Below are 15056 nucleotides of genomic sequence, written 5' to 3'. Positions count from 1 at the left end.
ACCACGTCGACCCCGTCGAGGGTGTCGGGGTTGCCGGCCCGGCCGATCGCGTGGATGCGGCCCTCACGGATGCCGATGGACACCTTGCGGATGCCGAGGACGGCGTCGATCACCAGGACGTTGCTGATCACGACGTCACAGGTCTCACGGACGGCCGCGGCCTTCAGGTGCAGGCCGTCACGAGCCGTCTTGCCGAAACCGGCCAGGAACTCATCACCCGGCCGCTGGGAGTCGGACTCCACCCGGACGACGAGCCCGGAATCCCCCAGGCGGACCCGGTCCCCCGCCCGCGGGCCGTGCACCGTGGCGTACTCGTGCGGGTCGATGTGCCGGCTGCCGGGTGCGCAGTGGTCGCTGTGTCGTGTCGGTCGGCTCATGCCGGCACTCCTTCCTCCGGGTCCGCCCCGAGGTAGCCGCAGGCGGCGGCCCGGCGCAGGGCCTCCGCCTTCGCGCCGGGGGCGTCCAGCGGGCCGTCGACCAGGCCCGCGAAACCGATCGCGATCCGGTCCCCGCCGATCGGGACGAGGCCCACCTCGACGGTGGAGCCGGGCTCGAAGCGCACCGAGGACCCGGCCGGGACGCCCAGCCGCATCCCGTAGGCCGCGGCGCGGTCGAAGTCGAGGCGCGGGTTCGCCTCGAAGAAGTGGAAGTGCGAGGTGACGCTCACCGGCACGGTCGCGGTGTTCCGGACGGCGAGGGTCACGGCCGGCGCGGGGACCTCCACGGCGTCCGCGGCCGGCAGTACGGCGCCCGGCGCACCGCCGTCGCCCACGTGCGCGCCGAAGGGGTCGGCGATCACCGCGAGCCGGGTGCCGTCCTCGAACACCGCCTCGACCATCACCTCGGTGACGAGGTCGGCCACTCCAGGGAGGACGTCGTCGGGGCCGAGGACGGCCCGGCCGCGCGCGAGGGCCTCGGCGAGACGGACACCGTCACGCGCCGCCTCGCAGACCGTGTCCGCGATGATCGCGGTCGCCTCCGGAACGTTGAGCCGCAGACCGCGCGCGAAGCGGGCCCGGGCCAGTTCGGCGGCGCTGAACAGCAGGAGCCTGTCCCGCTCGGTGGGCGTCAGGGGCATGACGCCCACCCGGAGTCCGCCCGGGAAGCCCGGCAGGTCGAAACCTTCATGAACATTCCTTCTCTCGGAAGGCAGATGCGGGGGCCACCGGGACGGCCGGGCCGCGGGTGCACCGTCAAGAGGTGCGCGTCCGCGGGGAGTCGGGGCCTCGGGTGGCGAGATGAGGGGCGAGCGCCGCGGCGGCCTCGTGGGCCGACGGCTCGATACCTCCACTCTTCCATTGACTGAAAATTCAGTCAATGGAGAGAGCGGCGTGAACTCCCGGCCTTCCGCAGGGCGGAGGCGCGTTCGTCAGTTCTGCCGGAGTCCGTCGAGTTCGGCGTCGATGGAGGAGCGCAGGAGCTCCTGCGCGTGTGCGATCCGCACACCACCGCTGAGCCAGCGCATGCTGAGCCCTTCGAGCAGGGCGGTGAGCCGTTCGGCCGCGGCGGCGAGCGCGGAGGCGGGCGCCATCGGCTGGATCTGGCCCAGCAGTGCGGCGACCTCCTGGACCCAGACGAGGGTGGCGCGGGCGAGGTCCTCGCGCAGCACCTCGTCGAAGACGGCACTGGCCCGCAATTCGCCCCAGACAGAGCTGTTCTCCCGGACCTCCACGGTGTCCTGGAGCTCCAGCAGCAGGGTTTCCTCCAGCTCTTCCCGGGGGGAGAGCTTCGGGGCGTCCGGATCACGGTCGGTGGTGTAGCGCTCCGCACGGTCGTTGACGAATTCGAGGGTCTGGCGCAGGACCCCCGTGCGGTCCTTGAAGTGGTAGTAGATCAGGGCGGTGGAGACACCGGCCTCGGCGGCGAGTTCCTCCACGCGCAGCCCGCGGACCCCGCGCCGGGCGATCACCCGGGCGGCCGCTTCGAGGATCTGAGTGCTGCGAGACGCCATGGCCGGAACTTTACCGGGGCGTTCGGGGGTGCTCGTGGGCGCCCCGTTGCCCGGCGTACGGGCCTCGGGGGCGAACGGCGCCCGCCCGGCGGCCGGGACCTCCCCGCACCCCCGGGGCCCGGCGGCCATCAGACGGCCGGGGGGACGGCCGGGTGCGACTGCGTGGCGCAGTGGATGCCGCCACCGCCGGAGGCGATGTTGTCGATGGCGATCTGGACCACCTGCCGGTCGGGGTAGGCGGCCTGCAGGGTGACGTACGCGAGACCGTCCGCGGCGACGTCACCGAACTGCGGAGCGATGACCGCGCCGTTCGCGGTGTAGTAGTTCGTGTAGCTGGACAGGAACTCGTCCCCCTTGCCCCGGATGCGGCCGCGGTCGGGGCCCTGGAGTTCCGTGATGGCGAGGCGGCGGCCGCGGGCGTCGGTCGCGCCTTCCAGGACCCGCCGGGTCTCCTCGTAGACGGCGATCCACTTCCGGTCCGCACCCGCTCCCGGCTTGTCCAGGATGACCCGCCCCGGGCCCGTGAAACGGGCCAGGCAGTCGATGTGACAGTCCGTGATGTCCTGCCCGGCCAGTCCCGGAACCCAGATGACCCTGTCGACGCCGAGCGCCGGCTTCAGGGCCTGTTCGACCTGCTCCTGGCTCATGCCCGGGTTGCGGTTGGCGTTCACGAGCGAGCTGACGGTGGCCAGCAGGGTCCCCTCGCCGTCGGTCTCCAGCGAGCCGCCCTCACCGACGAACCCCGCCCTGATCGCGGGCACCCCGTACTCGTTGAGGAGGACTCCGGCCGCTGCCGCGTCGTTGGCGAAGGGCTGGGCGTACGTGGTGCCGGTCTTGCCCCAGCCGTTGAAGTTGGTGTCCACCCCGGCGATCACGCCCGGGCCCACGACGAAGGTGGGGCCGAAGTCGCGGATCCACAGGTCGTCGACGGGGATCTCGATGACGTCGATGGCGTACCGGTCGCCGCGCCCGCAGCGGTAGCGGGCGTCCGCGGCCTGAGCGGGGCGGGCCAGCATCACGACCGGTTCGAAGCGCGAGATCGCGTACGCCACCTCCGCGATGTCGCTGCGCACCGCGTCGAGCCTGTCGCCCCAGACCGAGGAGAGCGCGGGCCAGGCCATGTAGGTGCGGGCATGGCGGTCGGTCTCCTCCGGCATCCGCAGCGGCGGGGCGCCGGCGGGGGCGGGGGCCGCGTGCGCGACGGAGGGCAGGCCCGACGCGAGGGCGGCCAGCGGCAGGGCCGCCGCTCCGAGCCGGAGCACCTGTCGGCGGGTGGTTCGGGACATGTCCATGGGGGGCTCTCCCAGAGGGGAAGGAGTGGGATGTTGCGACATCCTGACCTTGACTGAAAATTCAGTCAAGTCCTTGCACCGCATTGCTCCGGCACGCCGGGCCCGGTTCGGCGCGCATGTCAGTTCCGCAGGAACTGGTCCACGACGATCGAGACGGAGCCGTCCGCGGGCGCCCCGACCAGCCGCACGATCGCGATCCTGCTGCGGTCCGGACTGCGCACGCAGAAGGGGCGCCGGTCCGCGAGGGCGTCGAAGGGCAGGGCGGCGACCGGCTTCGCCTCGATGCCGCGGACGCAGTCGGCGGCCGTCAGCTCCCCCGTGCCGGACACGAACGCGTCCGACTCCTCCGACGGCACGAAACCCCGGCCGTCGCGCGCGAGGTACCAGTCCACCGTCGCCGCCGGCGCGACCTTGCCCGAGGTCAGGTCGAACTCGTAGCCCGGGTCCGGGGCGGTGAGCTCCGCCTTCGCGTAGCCGGGGCGGTAGGCGGGGGCCGCGGCGGCCCCTGAGCCGCCGGCCCCGTCCGCCTCCTCGTCGGCGGGACCGTCGAGGAGGTACGCGGCACCGGCGCACACCAGGAGGGTGGTGGCCACCGCCGGCAGCACCGTCCGTACGCGCGGCCGTCCGCGCCCCCGCGTACGCCTGCCGGATTCGGGCGTCGGCGCCGGTCGCGGCGCCGGAGCCGCGGGCGGCGCGGACGACGGGGCGCCGGGCGCGGGCGCGGCCAGGGCCGTCGGGGCGTGGCTCACCGCCCCGTACGGGGCCGGGCCCCCCGGCGCGGGGCGGTCCGGGCCGGGAAGGGCTCGGCCCCGGTCGCCCGCCCGGCCGTACCCCGGGTGCGGGCGGCCGTCGCCCGACCGCTCTCCGACGTCGTCCAGGACCGGCCGGGGCAGCCAGCCGTCGGTGAACTCCGGCCGCGGCCCCACCGCGGGGTGGGCGTGGACGGCGGCGATCAGTCCGGCGGTCCCCGGCCGGTCCTCGGGGCGTTTGGCCAGGCACCACGCGACCAGGTCGTGCAGGTCAGGCGGGATGCGCGTGAGGTCGGGATGCTCGTGGACCACCCGGTACAGGGCCCCGGACTCCGGCCCTTCGCCGAAGGGCGGGCTGCCGCCGGCCACGTACGCGGCCAGCGCTCCGAGGGCGAAGACGTCGGTGGCCCCCGTCACCCGCAGCCCCAGGGCCTGCTCGGGCGCCATGAAGGCGGCGGTGCCGATCCGCAGGCCCGCACCGGTGAGGGCGACGGCGTCGGCCGCGCGCGCGATGCCGAAGTCGATCACCCGGGGGCCGTCCCCCGCGATCAGCACGTTGGCGGGCTTGAGGTCCCGGTGGACGACACCCGCCCCGTGGATGGCCTGGAGCGCCTCGGCGATGCCCGCGACGAGCAGGAGGACCGTGCGTACCGGCAGCGGTCCGTGCCGGTGCACCACCTCGTGCAGGGACGGGCCCGGGACGTAGGTCGTGGCGAGCCACGGCGTGTGGTCGTCGACGCCGGAGTCGACCACCTGGGCCGTGAAGAGCCCGTGGATCCGGCGGGCGCTGGCGACCTCCTGGGCGAACCGTTCGCGGAACTCGGGATCCGCCGCGAACTCCCTGCGGACGGCTTTCAGGGCGATGGGGCGGCCGCCGGGCGTGTAGGCCAGGTAGACCACGCCCATGCCGCCGGAACCGAGACGGGCGTGCAGGCGGTAGCCGCCGATGGAGCGGGGGTCGTCGGCGGACAGTGGCGCGGGCAGGGGGCCCGGGGCGGGTGGGGCGTCGGGGAGGCGTTCAAGCATGGGTGGGCTCTTTCGATGCGGGGGATGACCTGCGCGCATCGTGCCTGCTGACTAAACTTTCAGTCAATGTACGACCATACGAGACGAACACGGCAGGGCGGGATCGGACTGTGACCGACAACAAGAGGGCCATCCTCACCGGCGCCGCGCGGGTCATCGCACGTCAGGGCGTCCGGGGGCTACGCGTGGCCGATCTGGCGGCCGAGGCCGGGGTGTCCACCGGCCTGGTCTACTACCACTTCAAGGACCGGCCCGGCATCCTGCGGCACGCCCTCGCGTTCATCGGGGACCGCGCGGACCGCTACACCGTCACCGCGGAGGATTCCGCGGCGGCCCACCCGCCCGACCGGCGGACGCTCCTGGAGCAGACCCTGCTGCTGGAGTTCCAGGACGTGCCCGAGGTCCGCGAGAACAGCACGGCCTGGGGAGAGCTGCGGGCCCACTCCGTCTTCGATCCGGAGCTGCGGGACGACCTCGCGGCAGCGGGCGCGGCCTGGGTGGCGGAGGTCGCCGGCCACCTCGCCGCCCTGCGTCCGCACGCGCCGACCGGCGCGGCCACGGCCTCCGCGGAACGACTGACCGCCCTCCTGGAGGGGCTCAGCGCCCGCTGGCTCAGCGGTCTGCTCCCGCTGGAGCACGCCCGCGGACTGCTGCGCGAGGCGATCCGAGTGGAAATCGGCCGCCTGGGTTCCCTCGGGACGCAAATTGACTGAATTTCCAGTCAGTGCCACAGTGGCGGTACGAGGCCGCGTCATTCCCCGCGTCGACCGGCCGTTCGCGCAGCGGATCGCGCACGCTTGTCCTTGAGGCCCGTTCTGTCGGTCCATGCGACGACTGCGCCCGCCCCGGCCGATGCGGCGCATCGGCCGGCACATGATCGGAGTTCCCCGTGCCCTTCCAGCCCCCCACCCGCCGGACCGTCCTTCGCACTCTGGCCGGCATCGGTGCCGCGATCGCGGGCGCCTCGGCCTGTGGTCCCGCGGCGGGCGGAGCCCAGGCCGGCGCCCCCGGTGACTCCTCCCCCTCCCCCACCGCGGGCGGCAAGCGCCGTCTCGGCGCCGAATGGGAGAGCCACACCCGCACCTTCATGTCCTGGCCCGCGCTGTCCTCGGTCTGGCACGAGGACCTGCCCTACGTACGCGAGGACATCGCTCGGATCGCCCGCGCCGTCGGGCAGTACGAGGCGGTCGTCATGATGGCCCGGCCCGAGCAGGTGGGCGCGGCGCAGCGCGCTTGCGGCAAGGACGTCGAGGTGATTCCGCTGGCCGTCGACGACCTGTGGGCCCGCGACATCGTCCCCGTCTTCGTGGAGCAGGGCGGCAAGGTCACCGGTGTCGATTTCAACTTCAACGGCTGGGGCAACAAGCAGGAGCACGGGAACGACGGGGCGGTCGGCCGCAACCTGCTCGCCAAGTACGGGATCCCCCGCGTCCAGGCGCCCCTGGTCGCCGAAGGCGGCTCCTTCGAACCGGACGGCGAGGGCACCCTGCTGATCACCGAAAGTTCGATCGTCAACGACAACCGCAACAAGGGGAAGTCACGGGACGTCATCGAGGCCGAGCTCAAGCAGACCCTGGGCCTGGAAAAGGTGATCTGGCTGGCCGGCGTACGCGGCGAGGACATCACCGACGCCCATGTGGACAGCCTCGTGCGGTTCGCCGCCCCGGGTGTGGTCCTGCTGGACCGCGCGCACCCCTCCACCCCGCCGGACTCCTGGTCCCGCTCCGCCGACCAGGCGAAGTCCGTCCTGTCCCGGGCGACGGACGCCCGCGGCCGGCGCTTCGAGGTCATCGACCTCCCGCAGCCCGACCTGGACCGGATCACGGGCCGGGGCGACGACTTCGTCTCCACGTACGCCAATTTCTACATCGCCAACGACGCGGTGTTCATGCCCAGGTTCGGCGACCGTCAGGCCGACGACAGGGCCCGCGGCATCCTGCGGGAGCACTTCCCCAAGCGGGACGTCGTGCCGATCCCGATCGACACCATCGCCTCGGGCGGCGGCGGCATCCACTGCTCCACCCACGACCAGCCCGGCAGGCCCGCGGCCTGACCACCCGGCCTCCGACCGCCCGTTCCCGACCGCCGTCCGGAGCGGGCCCGTCCCCCGGGTTGCGTTTGCCGGTCGCTACGGACGGCAGGAGACTGGTGATGTCAGCGTGACTGCGCCGCCGGAATCCGGGTTGGTCGGCGCCGACGCCCCTCCCGCCGCTTCCGCGCCGGCGGATATCCGCGGTCCGAACCGCGACCGGCCATGTTGAACGTCGAAGTACCGTCCACATGTTGACGGGTTGATGGTTGAACGTCGACATGGACGCCCCTCGATCCCTTCCGTGGCCCCGAATCCGGCGGAGGCTCCCGGCGCCCCCGGTCCATGACGACCGGTAACCCGTGATCAGCCGGGCACGCAGTCGCATTGATGAAGGCTCAACCGTCGGTCCTCTCTCTTCGGAGGTGTCCTATGAGCAGGACCCGACCCATCAACTGCATCATCCCCCCGTACATTCTCAGCAAGCTCCTGGACAGCAAGGACAGGGAGGTGCGCCAAGCCGCCTTGGACACCTTGCTGCTCAGCGCCCGCCTGCACGGTGAGCGAACGGTGCGGGCGTCCTTCGCGGGCGCGGCGGCCCCCGGCAACAGCCGGCGCACCATCTTCGACTGCGCGCAGGAGGAATTCCTCGAAAACGCCTCCCTGGCCAGGACGGAAGACGGCCCGGAGTCCGCGGACCAGGCCGTCAACCAGGCTTTCGACGCACTCGGGGTGGCGCGCGATTTCTACAGGGAAGTGTTCCAGCGCAACTCGATCGACGACAAGGGCATGCGCCTGGACGGCTACGTCCACTTCGGTTTCCAGTTCAACAACGCGTTCTGGGACGGCCAGGAGATGGTATTCGGCGACGGGGACGGCAAGGAGCTCGGCAACCTCGCCGGATCCGGCACGGTGACATTCCACGAATGTACGCACGGGGTCACCGATCACACCGCGGGATTCGAGTACCACAATCAGTCCGGCGCCCTGAACGAGTCGATGTCGGACGTCTTCGGGTCACTGGCCAGCCAGTGGTCGCTGAAGCAGACGGCCGACGAGGCGGACTGGCTGATCGGGGCCGAAGTCTGGACCCCGGGAATCCCCGGCGACGCCCTGCGGTCGTTGAAGAACCCGGGTCACGCGTACGACAATCCCCAGTTCGGAAAGGACCCCCAACCCGACCGCATGAGCAGGTTCGTCCACCTGCCCGACACCAAGCACGGCGACAACGGCGGGGTGCACTTCAACTCCGGCATCCCGAACAAGGCGTTCTTCCTGACGGCCGTGCGCATCGGCGGATTCGCCTGGCAGTCCGCCGGAACCATCTGGTACGAATCACTCAAGGCGTCCAGCCCCAAGAACCAGTTCGAGGACTTCGCGGGCACCACCTTCCTGAAGGCCGGAGAACTGTTCGGCACCGGAAGCCCCGAGCAGTCGGCGGTACTGTCGGCCTGGCAGGAAGTGGAAGTCCAGATCAGGGGCATCCCGACCGGAGTGGCCCGGGTGCGCAGCTTCGCTGTCAGCGGCCACGGCCACTCGAACGGCAACGGACACGGCGGAGCGGCCCGGGACGACGGCCTGGCCTCCCTCACCCGGCAGATCGGAACACTGACCGACAAGGTCACGGGGCTGACGAAAGAGGTCACCGCGATGAAGAGCACCAGGTGAAGGTGTCCCTGGAGACATACGGCGGGCTGGCGGCGGTGACCAACCTCCGCCGCCCGCCCCTGGTACTGGACACCGTCGCCCTGCCCGAGGACGCCGCGGCCGAGCTGGCCCGGCTGGTGGCGGCAGCCGTCTCGATGCCGCCGGAGGAGACGGACGACCGTGCCCGGGACGCGATGGGCTACACGATCACGGTGGAGGAGGGCGACCGCCCGACCACCCTCGAACAGTCGGACGGCGCCATGACCCCCGCGTTCGCGGCCCTGCTCACCTGGCTCAGGAAACACTTCGCGCAGCAGTGACCCGCCACCCCCGTGGCCGCCCCCCGGGCGGGGCTCCCCCGCCCGGGGGGCGATCTTGTCGGGGCGAGCACACAATGAGCGCTGAGGATCCTCCTCGTGTCGATGGCGGGACGCGTGCTCCCGCGGTCGGGAGGTCAGGGGCCATGGAAGCGGTGCAGCGGCCATGACGGTCGAAGAACGGATGGCCGTACGGAACCTGGTGGCACGCCTGAAGGCCTCCTACCCGACGGTGGACGCGGTCACCGTCGAGGCGGCGGTCAGGGCCGCGTACGACTCGTTCCACCGGGCCAGGGTCAGGGCCTACATCCCGATCCTGGTCGAACGCCGGTCCCGGAGGGCACTCGACGCCGCGCGCCGCGCAGCCCCCGACGGGGCCGCCAGCGGCCGGGGGACCGGCCCGGAGCCGGCGCGGAAGGATCCGACGCTCCCGCGGCCGTTACCCTCCCCGTCCCCGGAACGCACCGTGCTCGTCCAGGACCAGCGAAGGGGTGGTGGCCTATGTCCGACGACAGAGCCGAACGCATCGCCGATTTCATCGGGCCCCTGAGGGTGGAGCCGGGGTCGAAGGTGCGTCTGGACCGGGACTTCGATCCCCGCTACAAGGCCGGTCTGAAGAAGCGGGACGGGATCGAACTGCTGCGGACCGGAGTGTCGCTGCTGGCCGAGTACCAGGAGCGGCTGGCCGCCCAGGACACGTTCGGCGTACTGCTCTGCCTCCAGGCCCTGGACGCCGGCGGCAAGGACGGGACGATCCGCCACGTGATGAGCGGCGTCAACCCCCAGGGCGTGCGCGTCAGCAGCTTCAAGGTGCCCTCCAGCGAGGAACTCGACCACGACTACCTGTGGCGCTACGCCCGGCGGCTGCCCGGTCGCGGCGAGGTCGCCATCTTCAACCGTTCCCACTACGAGGAGGTCCTCGTGGTCCGGGTCCACCCCGAGGTCCTCGCCCGGCAGAAACTGCCGGACGAACAGTGCGGGCCGGAACTGTGGGACCGGCGCTACCGGGAGATCAACCGGTGGGAGCACTACCTCACCGACAACGGGTTCAAGGTGGTGAAGATCTTCCTGAACCTGTCCAAGGAGGAGCAGCGCACCCGCTTCCTGAAGCGGATCGACCTGCCGGAGAAGAACTGGAAGTTCTCCGCGGCCGACGTACGGGAGCGCCGCCACTGGGACGAGTACCAGGAGGCGTTCTCCGAAATGCTGTCGGCCACGAGTACGAAGTGGGCGCCGTGGTACGTCGTACCGGCGGACCGGAAGTGGTTCGCGCGGATCTGCGCGGCGGCGGTCCTCGCCCACACCCTGATGGACATCGACCCCCGGTTCCCCGATGTGGGGGAGGAGGCGCGCAAGGAGCTGCTCGTCACCAGACGGGAGCTGGAGCAGGAGGCCCCGGCCGGTGTTCCGGCCGATCCGTACGCCGCCGGGCACCCGTCGGCCGGCCGGAGCGACGGGCGGCGGAAGAAGGGGAGGAGGGGGAGGAAGGGAAAGAAGGGGACACGCGGCTAGGACCCGTCGGACGGGCACGCTACGTGCCCGGACGCGACGCGTCCCCGGCCACGATTCGGAGGCGACGATGACAGTGCGGTCGGATTCCGTGGGACGAGAGCCCCGCGCTTCGCAGGATCTCTGGTACACGCGGGCCCCCGAGGAGGTCGCGGCGGCGTTCGACGTCGACCCCTCGGTCGGTCTCTCCAGCGCACGGGCGGCGGACCTGCTGGCCGCCCACGGCCCGAACGCGCTGCCCGAGGAGAAGCGCACCCCGACCTGGCTCCGGTTCCTGCGGCAGTACCGCAGTTACATGCAGATCGTCCTCGTGGCCGCCGCGGTCGTCTCGCTCCTCATCCGGGAGTGGACCACCGCCGTCCTGCTGATCTTCCTGACCCTGCTGAACGCGGTCATCGGCCTGCGCCAGGAGGGCAAGGCCGAGAGCGCGATGAACGCGCTGCAGTCGATGATGAAGGCGACGGCGAGGGTGCGCAGGGACGGCACGGAGGCCGAGATCCCCGCCGAGCGGCTCGTCGTCGGGGACGTCGTGCTCATCGCCGCGGGAGACCAGGTGGCGGCGGACGGACGCATCATCAGGGCCAGCGCCCTGCAGATCGACGAGTCGGCGCTGACCGGCGAGAGCGTTCCCGCCGCGAAGGACGTCGGTACGCTGGCGGGCCCCCTTCCGGCGCCCGGCGACCAGACCAACATGGCCTTCATGAACACCCCGGTCACCCACGGCAGCGGCGTGGTCGTGGTCACGGCGACCGGTGCCGGTACCGAGCTCGGCAAGATCTCCGGGATGCTGTCCACCACCGAGAAGGAGGTGCCGCCGCTCACCAGGGAGCTCGACACCCTGACCCTGTGGATCACGGCGGCCGCGGGCCTCACCATGATCGTGATGTTCGCCCTGGGACGGCAGCGGGACCAGGCCTGGGACGTCCTGTTCGTCAGCGCGGTCTCGCTGGCCATCGCCGCCATCCCCGAGGCCCTGCCCACCGTGACCCAGGCCATCCTGTCGGTCGGCAGCCTCAACCTGGCGGAGCGGAACGCCATCGTCAAGGAACTGCCGTCGGTCGAGACGCTGGCGTTCACGTCGGCGATCAACTCCGACAAGACCGGCACTCTGACGATGAACCAGATGACCGCCGTGGAGGTGGTGACCCCCACCGACCGGTACACGGTTTCGGGCACGGGCTACGAGCTCGCCGGGAAGATCCACCACGCCGCGGGCTCCGCCCCGGACATCGAGGACGCGATCCTGCCCTACCTGGTGGCCAGCGACGCGAAGCTGGTGGACGGCCGGGTGGTGGGCGATCCCACCGAGGGCGCGCTGCTGGTGCTCGCGCACAAGGCCGGGCTCGACATCGAGGGCACCAGGGAGCGGCTCCCCCGGCTGGCCACGCTGCCGTTCGACCCCGGCTACAAGCTGATGGCCACCTTCAACGCGGCGGTCGACGCCTCCGGGCGGGAGGTCGTCCGGTGCTTCGTCAAGGGTGCCGTACCCGCGATGGTGGATCGGGCCGCCACCGCGCTGGCGGCGGACGGGTCCAGGCCGTGGGACGCCGAACTGGCGGCCCGCGCCGAGGCGCAGACCGAGCGGATGGGCGCCGAGGGGTACCGGGTGATGGCCGGGGCCACCCGTGATCTGGACCCGGCCGCCTTCGACCCGGAGGGCGACCTGCTCGCGTACGTCACCGAGCTGCGGATGACCAGCCTCGTCGCCATGGTCGACCCGCCCCGTGAGGAGGCCAGGACGGCGGTGGCCGGCGCCCAGGCCGGGCACATCCGGGTCCGCATGGTGACCGGTGACGACGTCACCACCGGCGCGGCGATCGCCCGTCAGCTCGGCATCCCCGGCGAGGCGGTCCTCGGCGCCGACTTCGCGGCCATGAGCGAGGAGGAGCAGCTCGCCCGGATCGACGGCATCGGTGTGGTGGGGCGCGTCGCCCCGGAGCACAAGGTGCTGCTCGCCGACACGCTCAAGAAGAAGGGCGAGGTCGTGGCGATGACCGGGGACGGCGTCAACGACGCCCCGGCCATCAAGGCCGCCGACATCGGCATCGCCATGGGCAGCGGCACGGACGTGGCGAAGAACGCCGGGCGCATGATCCTCTCCGACGACAACTTCGCCACGATCGTCTACGCCGTGGAGCAGGGCCGCAGGATCTACGACAACCTCACCAAGTACATCCGGTTCGTGCTGCTCCTGCTGGTCACCTTCGTGCTGACCTTCCTCGGGGCCACCGTCTTCAACATCGCCGCCGGCGAGCCCTTCACTCCCCCGCAGGTGCTGTGGATCCACTTCGTGGTCAACGCCTCCTTCGGCTTCGCGCTGGGCTTCGACCGGGCGAGCCCCGGGCTGATGCTCCGCAGGCCGCGTCCGCGCGGGGAGTCGGTGCTGACCCGGCCCGTACTGGTGACGGTGGGACTGGGCGGCCTGGCGATCACCATCGTCCTGCTCGGGCTCATCCAGCTCGGCCTGAGCCCCTCCGACGGCGCCGGGACCGGCCAGTCCGTCGCGTTCACCGCCTTCGCCCTGTGCCTGATCGTGGCGGCGTTCGAGTGCCGCAGCGAGACGGAATCGGTGCTGACCCCGTCCACCTTCGACAGCAAGCAGATGAACTGGGTGGCACTGGCCCAGTTCGTGCTCGCGGTGCTGGTGACGCAGATGGACGGCTTCCGGCGCCTCCTCGGCACGACCGAGATCGACGCACGGCAGTTCGGCGGTGCGCTGCTGGCCGCCCTCGCGCTCCTGCTCCTGTGGGAGCTGGGCAAGCTCCTGGCCCGCCGGACGACCCGGGGGACCTGATGCGCGGGTGGCCCGCCACCCGGCTGCGGGCCGTCCCGGGGGTGCGTGCGGCGTCGTCCTACCGAAGGGAGTGGCTGGTCAAGGACCTGGTGGCCGGGGTCGTCCTGACCACGCTGCTGGTGCCGCAGGGCATGGCGTACGCGGAGCTGGCGGGCCTGCCGCCGATCACCGGCCTGTACACCACGGTCCTGTGCCTGCTCGGGTACGCGGTGTGCGGGCCGTCCCGGATCCTGGTGCTGGGCCCGGACTCCTCGCTGGGGCCGATGATCGCGGCGACCGTGCTGCCCCTGGTGGCGGCGGACGGGGATCCCGCGCGGGCCGTCGCCCTGGCGTCGGTGCTCGCGCTCATGGTGGCGGCCGTCATGATCCTGGCCTCGGTGGCGAAGCTCGGCTTCATCGCCGACCTGATCTCCAAGCCGACGATGATCGGCTACATGAACGGGCTGGCGCTGACCATTCTGATCGGTCAACTGCCCAAGCTGCTCGGCTTCAAGGTCGACGCGGACGACCTGCTCGGCGAGTTCGCCGGCTTCGTGCAGGGAGTCGTCGGCGGGGACGTGGTGCCGGCCGCCGCGGCGGTCGGCTGCGGCGGGATCGTCTTGATCCTGGTCCTGCAGCGTCTGCTGCCGAAGGTCCCGGCGGTGCTCGTGATGGTGGTCCTGGCGATCGCCGCCGCCACCGCCCTCGACCTCGGCGGGCGCGGCGTCGGTCTGGTCGGCGTACTGCCCGAGGGCTTCCCCCCGTTCACGATCCCGGAGGTGCGGCTCACCGACCTGACGCTGCTGCTCGGCGGTGCGCTGGGCATCGCCCTGGTGTCCCTGGCCGACACGATCTCCAACGCGTCGGCGTTCGCGGCCCGCACGGGCCAGGAGGTCCGCGGCAACCAGGAGATGGTGGGGATCGGTGTCGCCAACCTCGCGGCCGGTCTCTTCCAGGGCTTCCCCGTCAGCACGAGCGGCTCCCGTACGGCGGTGGCGGAGCGCGCGGGGGCCAGGAGCCAGCTCACCGGGGTCGTCGGGGCAGTGCTCATCGTCCTCATGCTGGTGCTGGCCCCGGGCCTGTTCCGCAACCTCCCCCAGCCGGCCCTGGCCGCCGTGGTCATCACCGCGTCGCTGTCCCTGGCCGACGTCCCCGGCGCCGTGAGGCTGTGGCGGCAGCGCCGGACGGACTTCATGCTGTGCTGCGCGGCGTTCCTGGGCGTGGCCCTGCTCGGTGTGCTGCAAGGCATCGCGATCGCCGTGGCCCTGTCCGTCCTGAACGTCTTCCGGCAGACGTGGTGGCCGTACCACACCGTGCTGGGGCGGGTCCCGGACCTGGAGGGGTTCCACGACATCCGCTCCTACCCCGAGGCCCGGCGACTGCCGGGCCTGGTGATCTACCGCTTCGACGCGCCGCTCCTCTTCGCCAACGCCAAGGCCTTCCGCGACGAGATCAGGCGGCTGGCCGAGACCGATCCGCGGCCGAGCTGGATCGTGGTCGCGGCGGAGCCCATGACCGATGTGGACACCACCGCGGCCGACGTCCTGGAGGAGCTCGACGAGACGCTCAACGCGGACCGCGTGCACCTCGTCTTCGCCGAGCTCAAGGACCCCGTACGGCGCAAGATCGAACGGTACGAGCTCACCCGCACCATCGACCCCCGGCACTTCTTCCCCACCGTGGAGGCCGCCGTCGAGGCCTTCCGGCTGCAGACCGGGGCCGAGTGGGAACCCCCCGCCGGCGGACGGTGACCGCTCCCCGGG

The 15056-nt window shown here is 71.8% G+C and carries 12 protein-coding genes and 1 pseudogene; 8 read left to right on the top strand and 5 right to left on the bottom strand.

Annotation, left to right across the window (positions count from 1 at the left end):
- From ACZ5D2_RS35490 to ACZ5D2_RS35470, 5 genes and pseudogenes are all read right to left on the bottom strand, one after another.
- Positions 1-377: pseudogene (locus ACZ5D2_RS35490) on the bottom strand (urease subunit alpha); the annotation flags it as partial.
- Positions 374-1078, bottom strand: a complete 705-nt coding sequence (gene ureA / locus ACZ5D2_RS35485) for an urease subunit gamma (protein ID WP_371679923.1) — start codon at positions 1076-1078, stop codon at positions 374-376. The gene ureA and the pseudogene ACZ5D2_RS35490, both read right to left, overlap by 4 nt.
- Positions 1079-1369: 291 nt before the next feature.
- Entirely contained in the window at positions 1370-1951 is a 582-nt protein-coding gene (locus tag ACZ5D2_RS35480; RefSeq protein WP_371679922.1) for a TetR/AcrR family transcriptional regulator, read from the bottom strand.
- A 128-nt stretch (positions 1952-2079) separates the two neighbouring features.
- A complete protein-coding gene (locus ACZ5D2_RS35475; RefSeq protein ID WP_371679921.1) occupies positions 2080-3243 on the bottom strand; it encodes an agmatine deiminase family protein in 1164 nt (387 codons plus the stop codon).
- A gap of 119 nt (positions 3244-3362) precedes the next feature.
- Positions 3363-5018 (bottom strand): serine/threonine-protein kinase, encoded by a 1656-nt coding sequence (locus ACZ5D2_RS35470; RefSeq protein ID WP_371679920.1) that lies wholly within the window; start codon positions 5016-5018, stop codon positions 3363-3365.
- 110 nt (positions 5019-5128) lie between these two features.
- Between ACZ5D2_RS35470 and ACZ5D2_RS35465 the strand changes: the two genes are divergently transcribed.
- The 8 genes from ACZ5D2_RS35465 to ACZ5D2_RS35430 all read left to right on the top strand — a co-directional run bounded on the left by ACZ5D2_RS35465 (position 5129) and on the right by ACZ5D2_RS35430 (position 15044).
- The gene (locus tag ACZ5D2_RS35465; RefSeq protein WP_371679919.1) at positions 5129-5731 is read left to right on the top strand and encodes a TetR/AcrR family transcriptional regulator; all 603 of its coding nucleotides are present in this window, start codon (positions 5129-5131) and stop codon (positions 5729-5731) included.
- Positions 5732-5907: 176 nt separating this feature from the next.
- Positions 5908-7071 carry an agmatine deiminase family protein gene (locus ACZ5D2_RS35460; RefSeq protein WP_468935224.1) on the top strand — a complete coding sequence of 388 codons (1164 nt, stop codon included), beginning with the start codon at positions 5908-5910 and terminating at the stop codon, positions 7069-7071.
- 408 nt (positions 7072-7479) lie between these two features.
- Entirely contained in the window at positions 7480-8715 is a 1236-nt protein-coding gene (locus ACZ5D2_RS35455) for a M4 family metallopeptidase (RefSeq protein ID WP_468935221.1), read from the top strand.
- A gap of 2 nt (positions 8716-8717) precedes the next feature.
- Positions 8718-9014 (top strand): protealysin inhibitor emfourin, encoded by a 297-nt coding sequence (locus ACZ5D2_RS35450; RefSeq protein WP_468935218.1) that lies wholly within the window; start codon positions 8718-8720, stop codon positions 9012-9014.
- Positions 9015-9177: 163 nt separating this feature from the next.
- Complete coding sequence (locus ACZ5D2_RS35445; RefSeq protein WP_468935215.1) at positions 9178-9561, top strand: three-helix bundle dimerization domain-containing protein; 384 nt, start codon at positions 9178-9180, stop codon at positions 9559-9561.
- Entirely contained in the window at positions 9513-10523 is a 1011-nt protein-coding gene (locus tag ACZ5D2_RS35440) for a polyphosphate kinase 2 family protein (protein ID WP_371679914.1), read from the top strand. The genes ACZ5D2_RS35445 and ACZ5D2_RS35440 overlap by 49 nt, the downstream gene beginning before the upstream one ends.
- Before the next feature lie 67 nt (positions 10524-10590).
- Complete coding sequence (locus tag ACZ5D2_RS35435; RefSeq protein ID WP_468935211.1) at positions 10591-13314, top strand: cation-translocating P-type ATPase; 2724 nt, start codon at positions 10591-10593, stop codon at positions 13312-13314.
- Positions 13314-15044, top strand: coding sequence for a SulP family inorganic anion transporter (locus ACZ5D2_RS35430; protein WP_371679912.1), 1731 nt, complete (start codon positions 13314-13316; stop codon positions 15042-15044). Before ACZ5D2_RS35435 ends, ACZ5D2_RS35430 begins: the two co-directional genes overlap by 1 nt.
- Positions 15045-15056 lie beyond the last annotated feature (12 nt).

The sequence above is a fragment of the Streptomyces sp. NPDC031479 genome, from assembly GCF_055581065.1.
Note: the sequence above shows the minus strand (reverse complement) of the source record. Positions and strands in the feature narration are given on the sequence as shown.

Bases quoted from the DNA above. Each gene is read 5' to 3' on its own strand.
- ACZ5D2_RS35435 (WP_468935211.1), top strand. From the start codon at position 10,591: ATGACAGTGCGGTCGGATTCCGTGGGACGAGAGCCCCGCGCTTCGCAG.
- ACZ5D2_RS35480 (WP_371679922.1), bottom strand. From the start codon at position 1,951: ATGGCGTCTCGCAGCACTCAGATCCTCGAAGCGGCCGCCCGGGTGATC.
- ACZ5D2_RS35475 (WP_371679921.1), bottom strand. From the start codon at position 3,243: ATGGACATGTCCCGAACCACCCGCCGACAGGTGCTCCGGCTCGGAGCG.
- ACZ5D2_RS35440 (WP_371679914.1), top strand. From the start codon at position 9,513: ATGTCCGACGACAGAGCCGAACGCATCGCCGATTTCATCGGGCCCCTG.
- ACZ5D2_RS35470 (WP_371679920.1), bottom strand. From the start codon at position 5,018: ATGCTTGAACGCCTCCCCGACGCCCCACCCGCCCCGGGCCCCCTGCCC.
- ACZ5D2_RS35430 (WP_371679912.1), top strand. From the start codon at position 13,314: ATGCGCGGGTGGCCCGCCACCCGGCTGCGGGCCGTCCCGGGGGTGCGT.
- ACZ5D2_RS35445 (WP_468935215.1), top strand. From the start codon at position 9,178: ATGACGGTCGAAGAACGGATGGCCGTACGGAACCTGGTGGCACGCCTG.
- ACZ5D2_RS35455 (WP_468935221.1), top strand. From the start codon at position 7,480: ATGAGCAGGACCCGACCCATCAACTGCATCATCCCCCCGTACATTCTC.
- ureA (WP_371679923.1), bottom strand. From the start codon at position 1,078: ATGCCCCTGACGCCCACCGAGCGGGACAGGCTCCTGCTGTTCAGCGCC.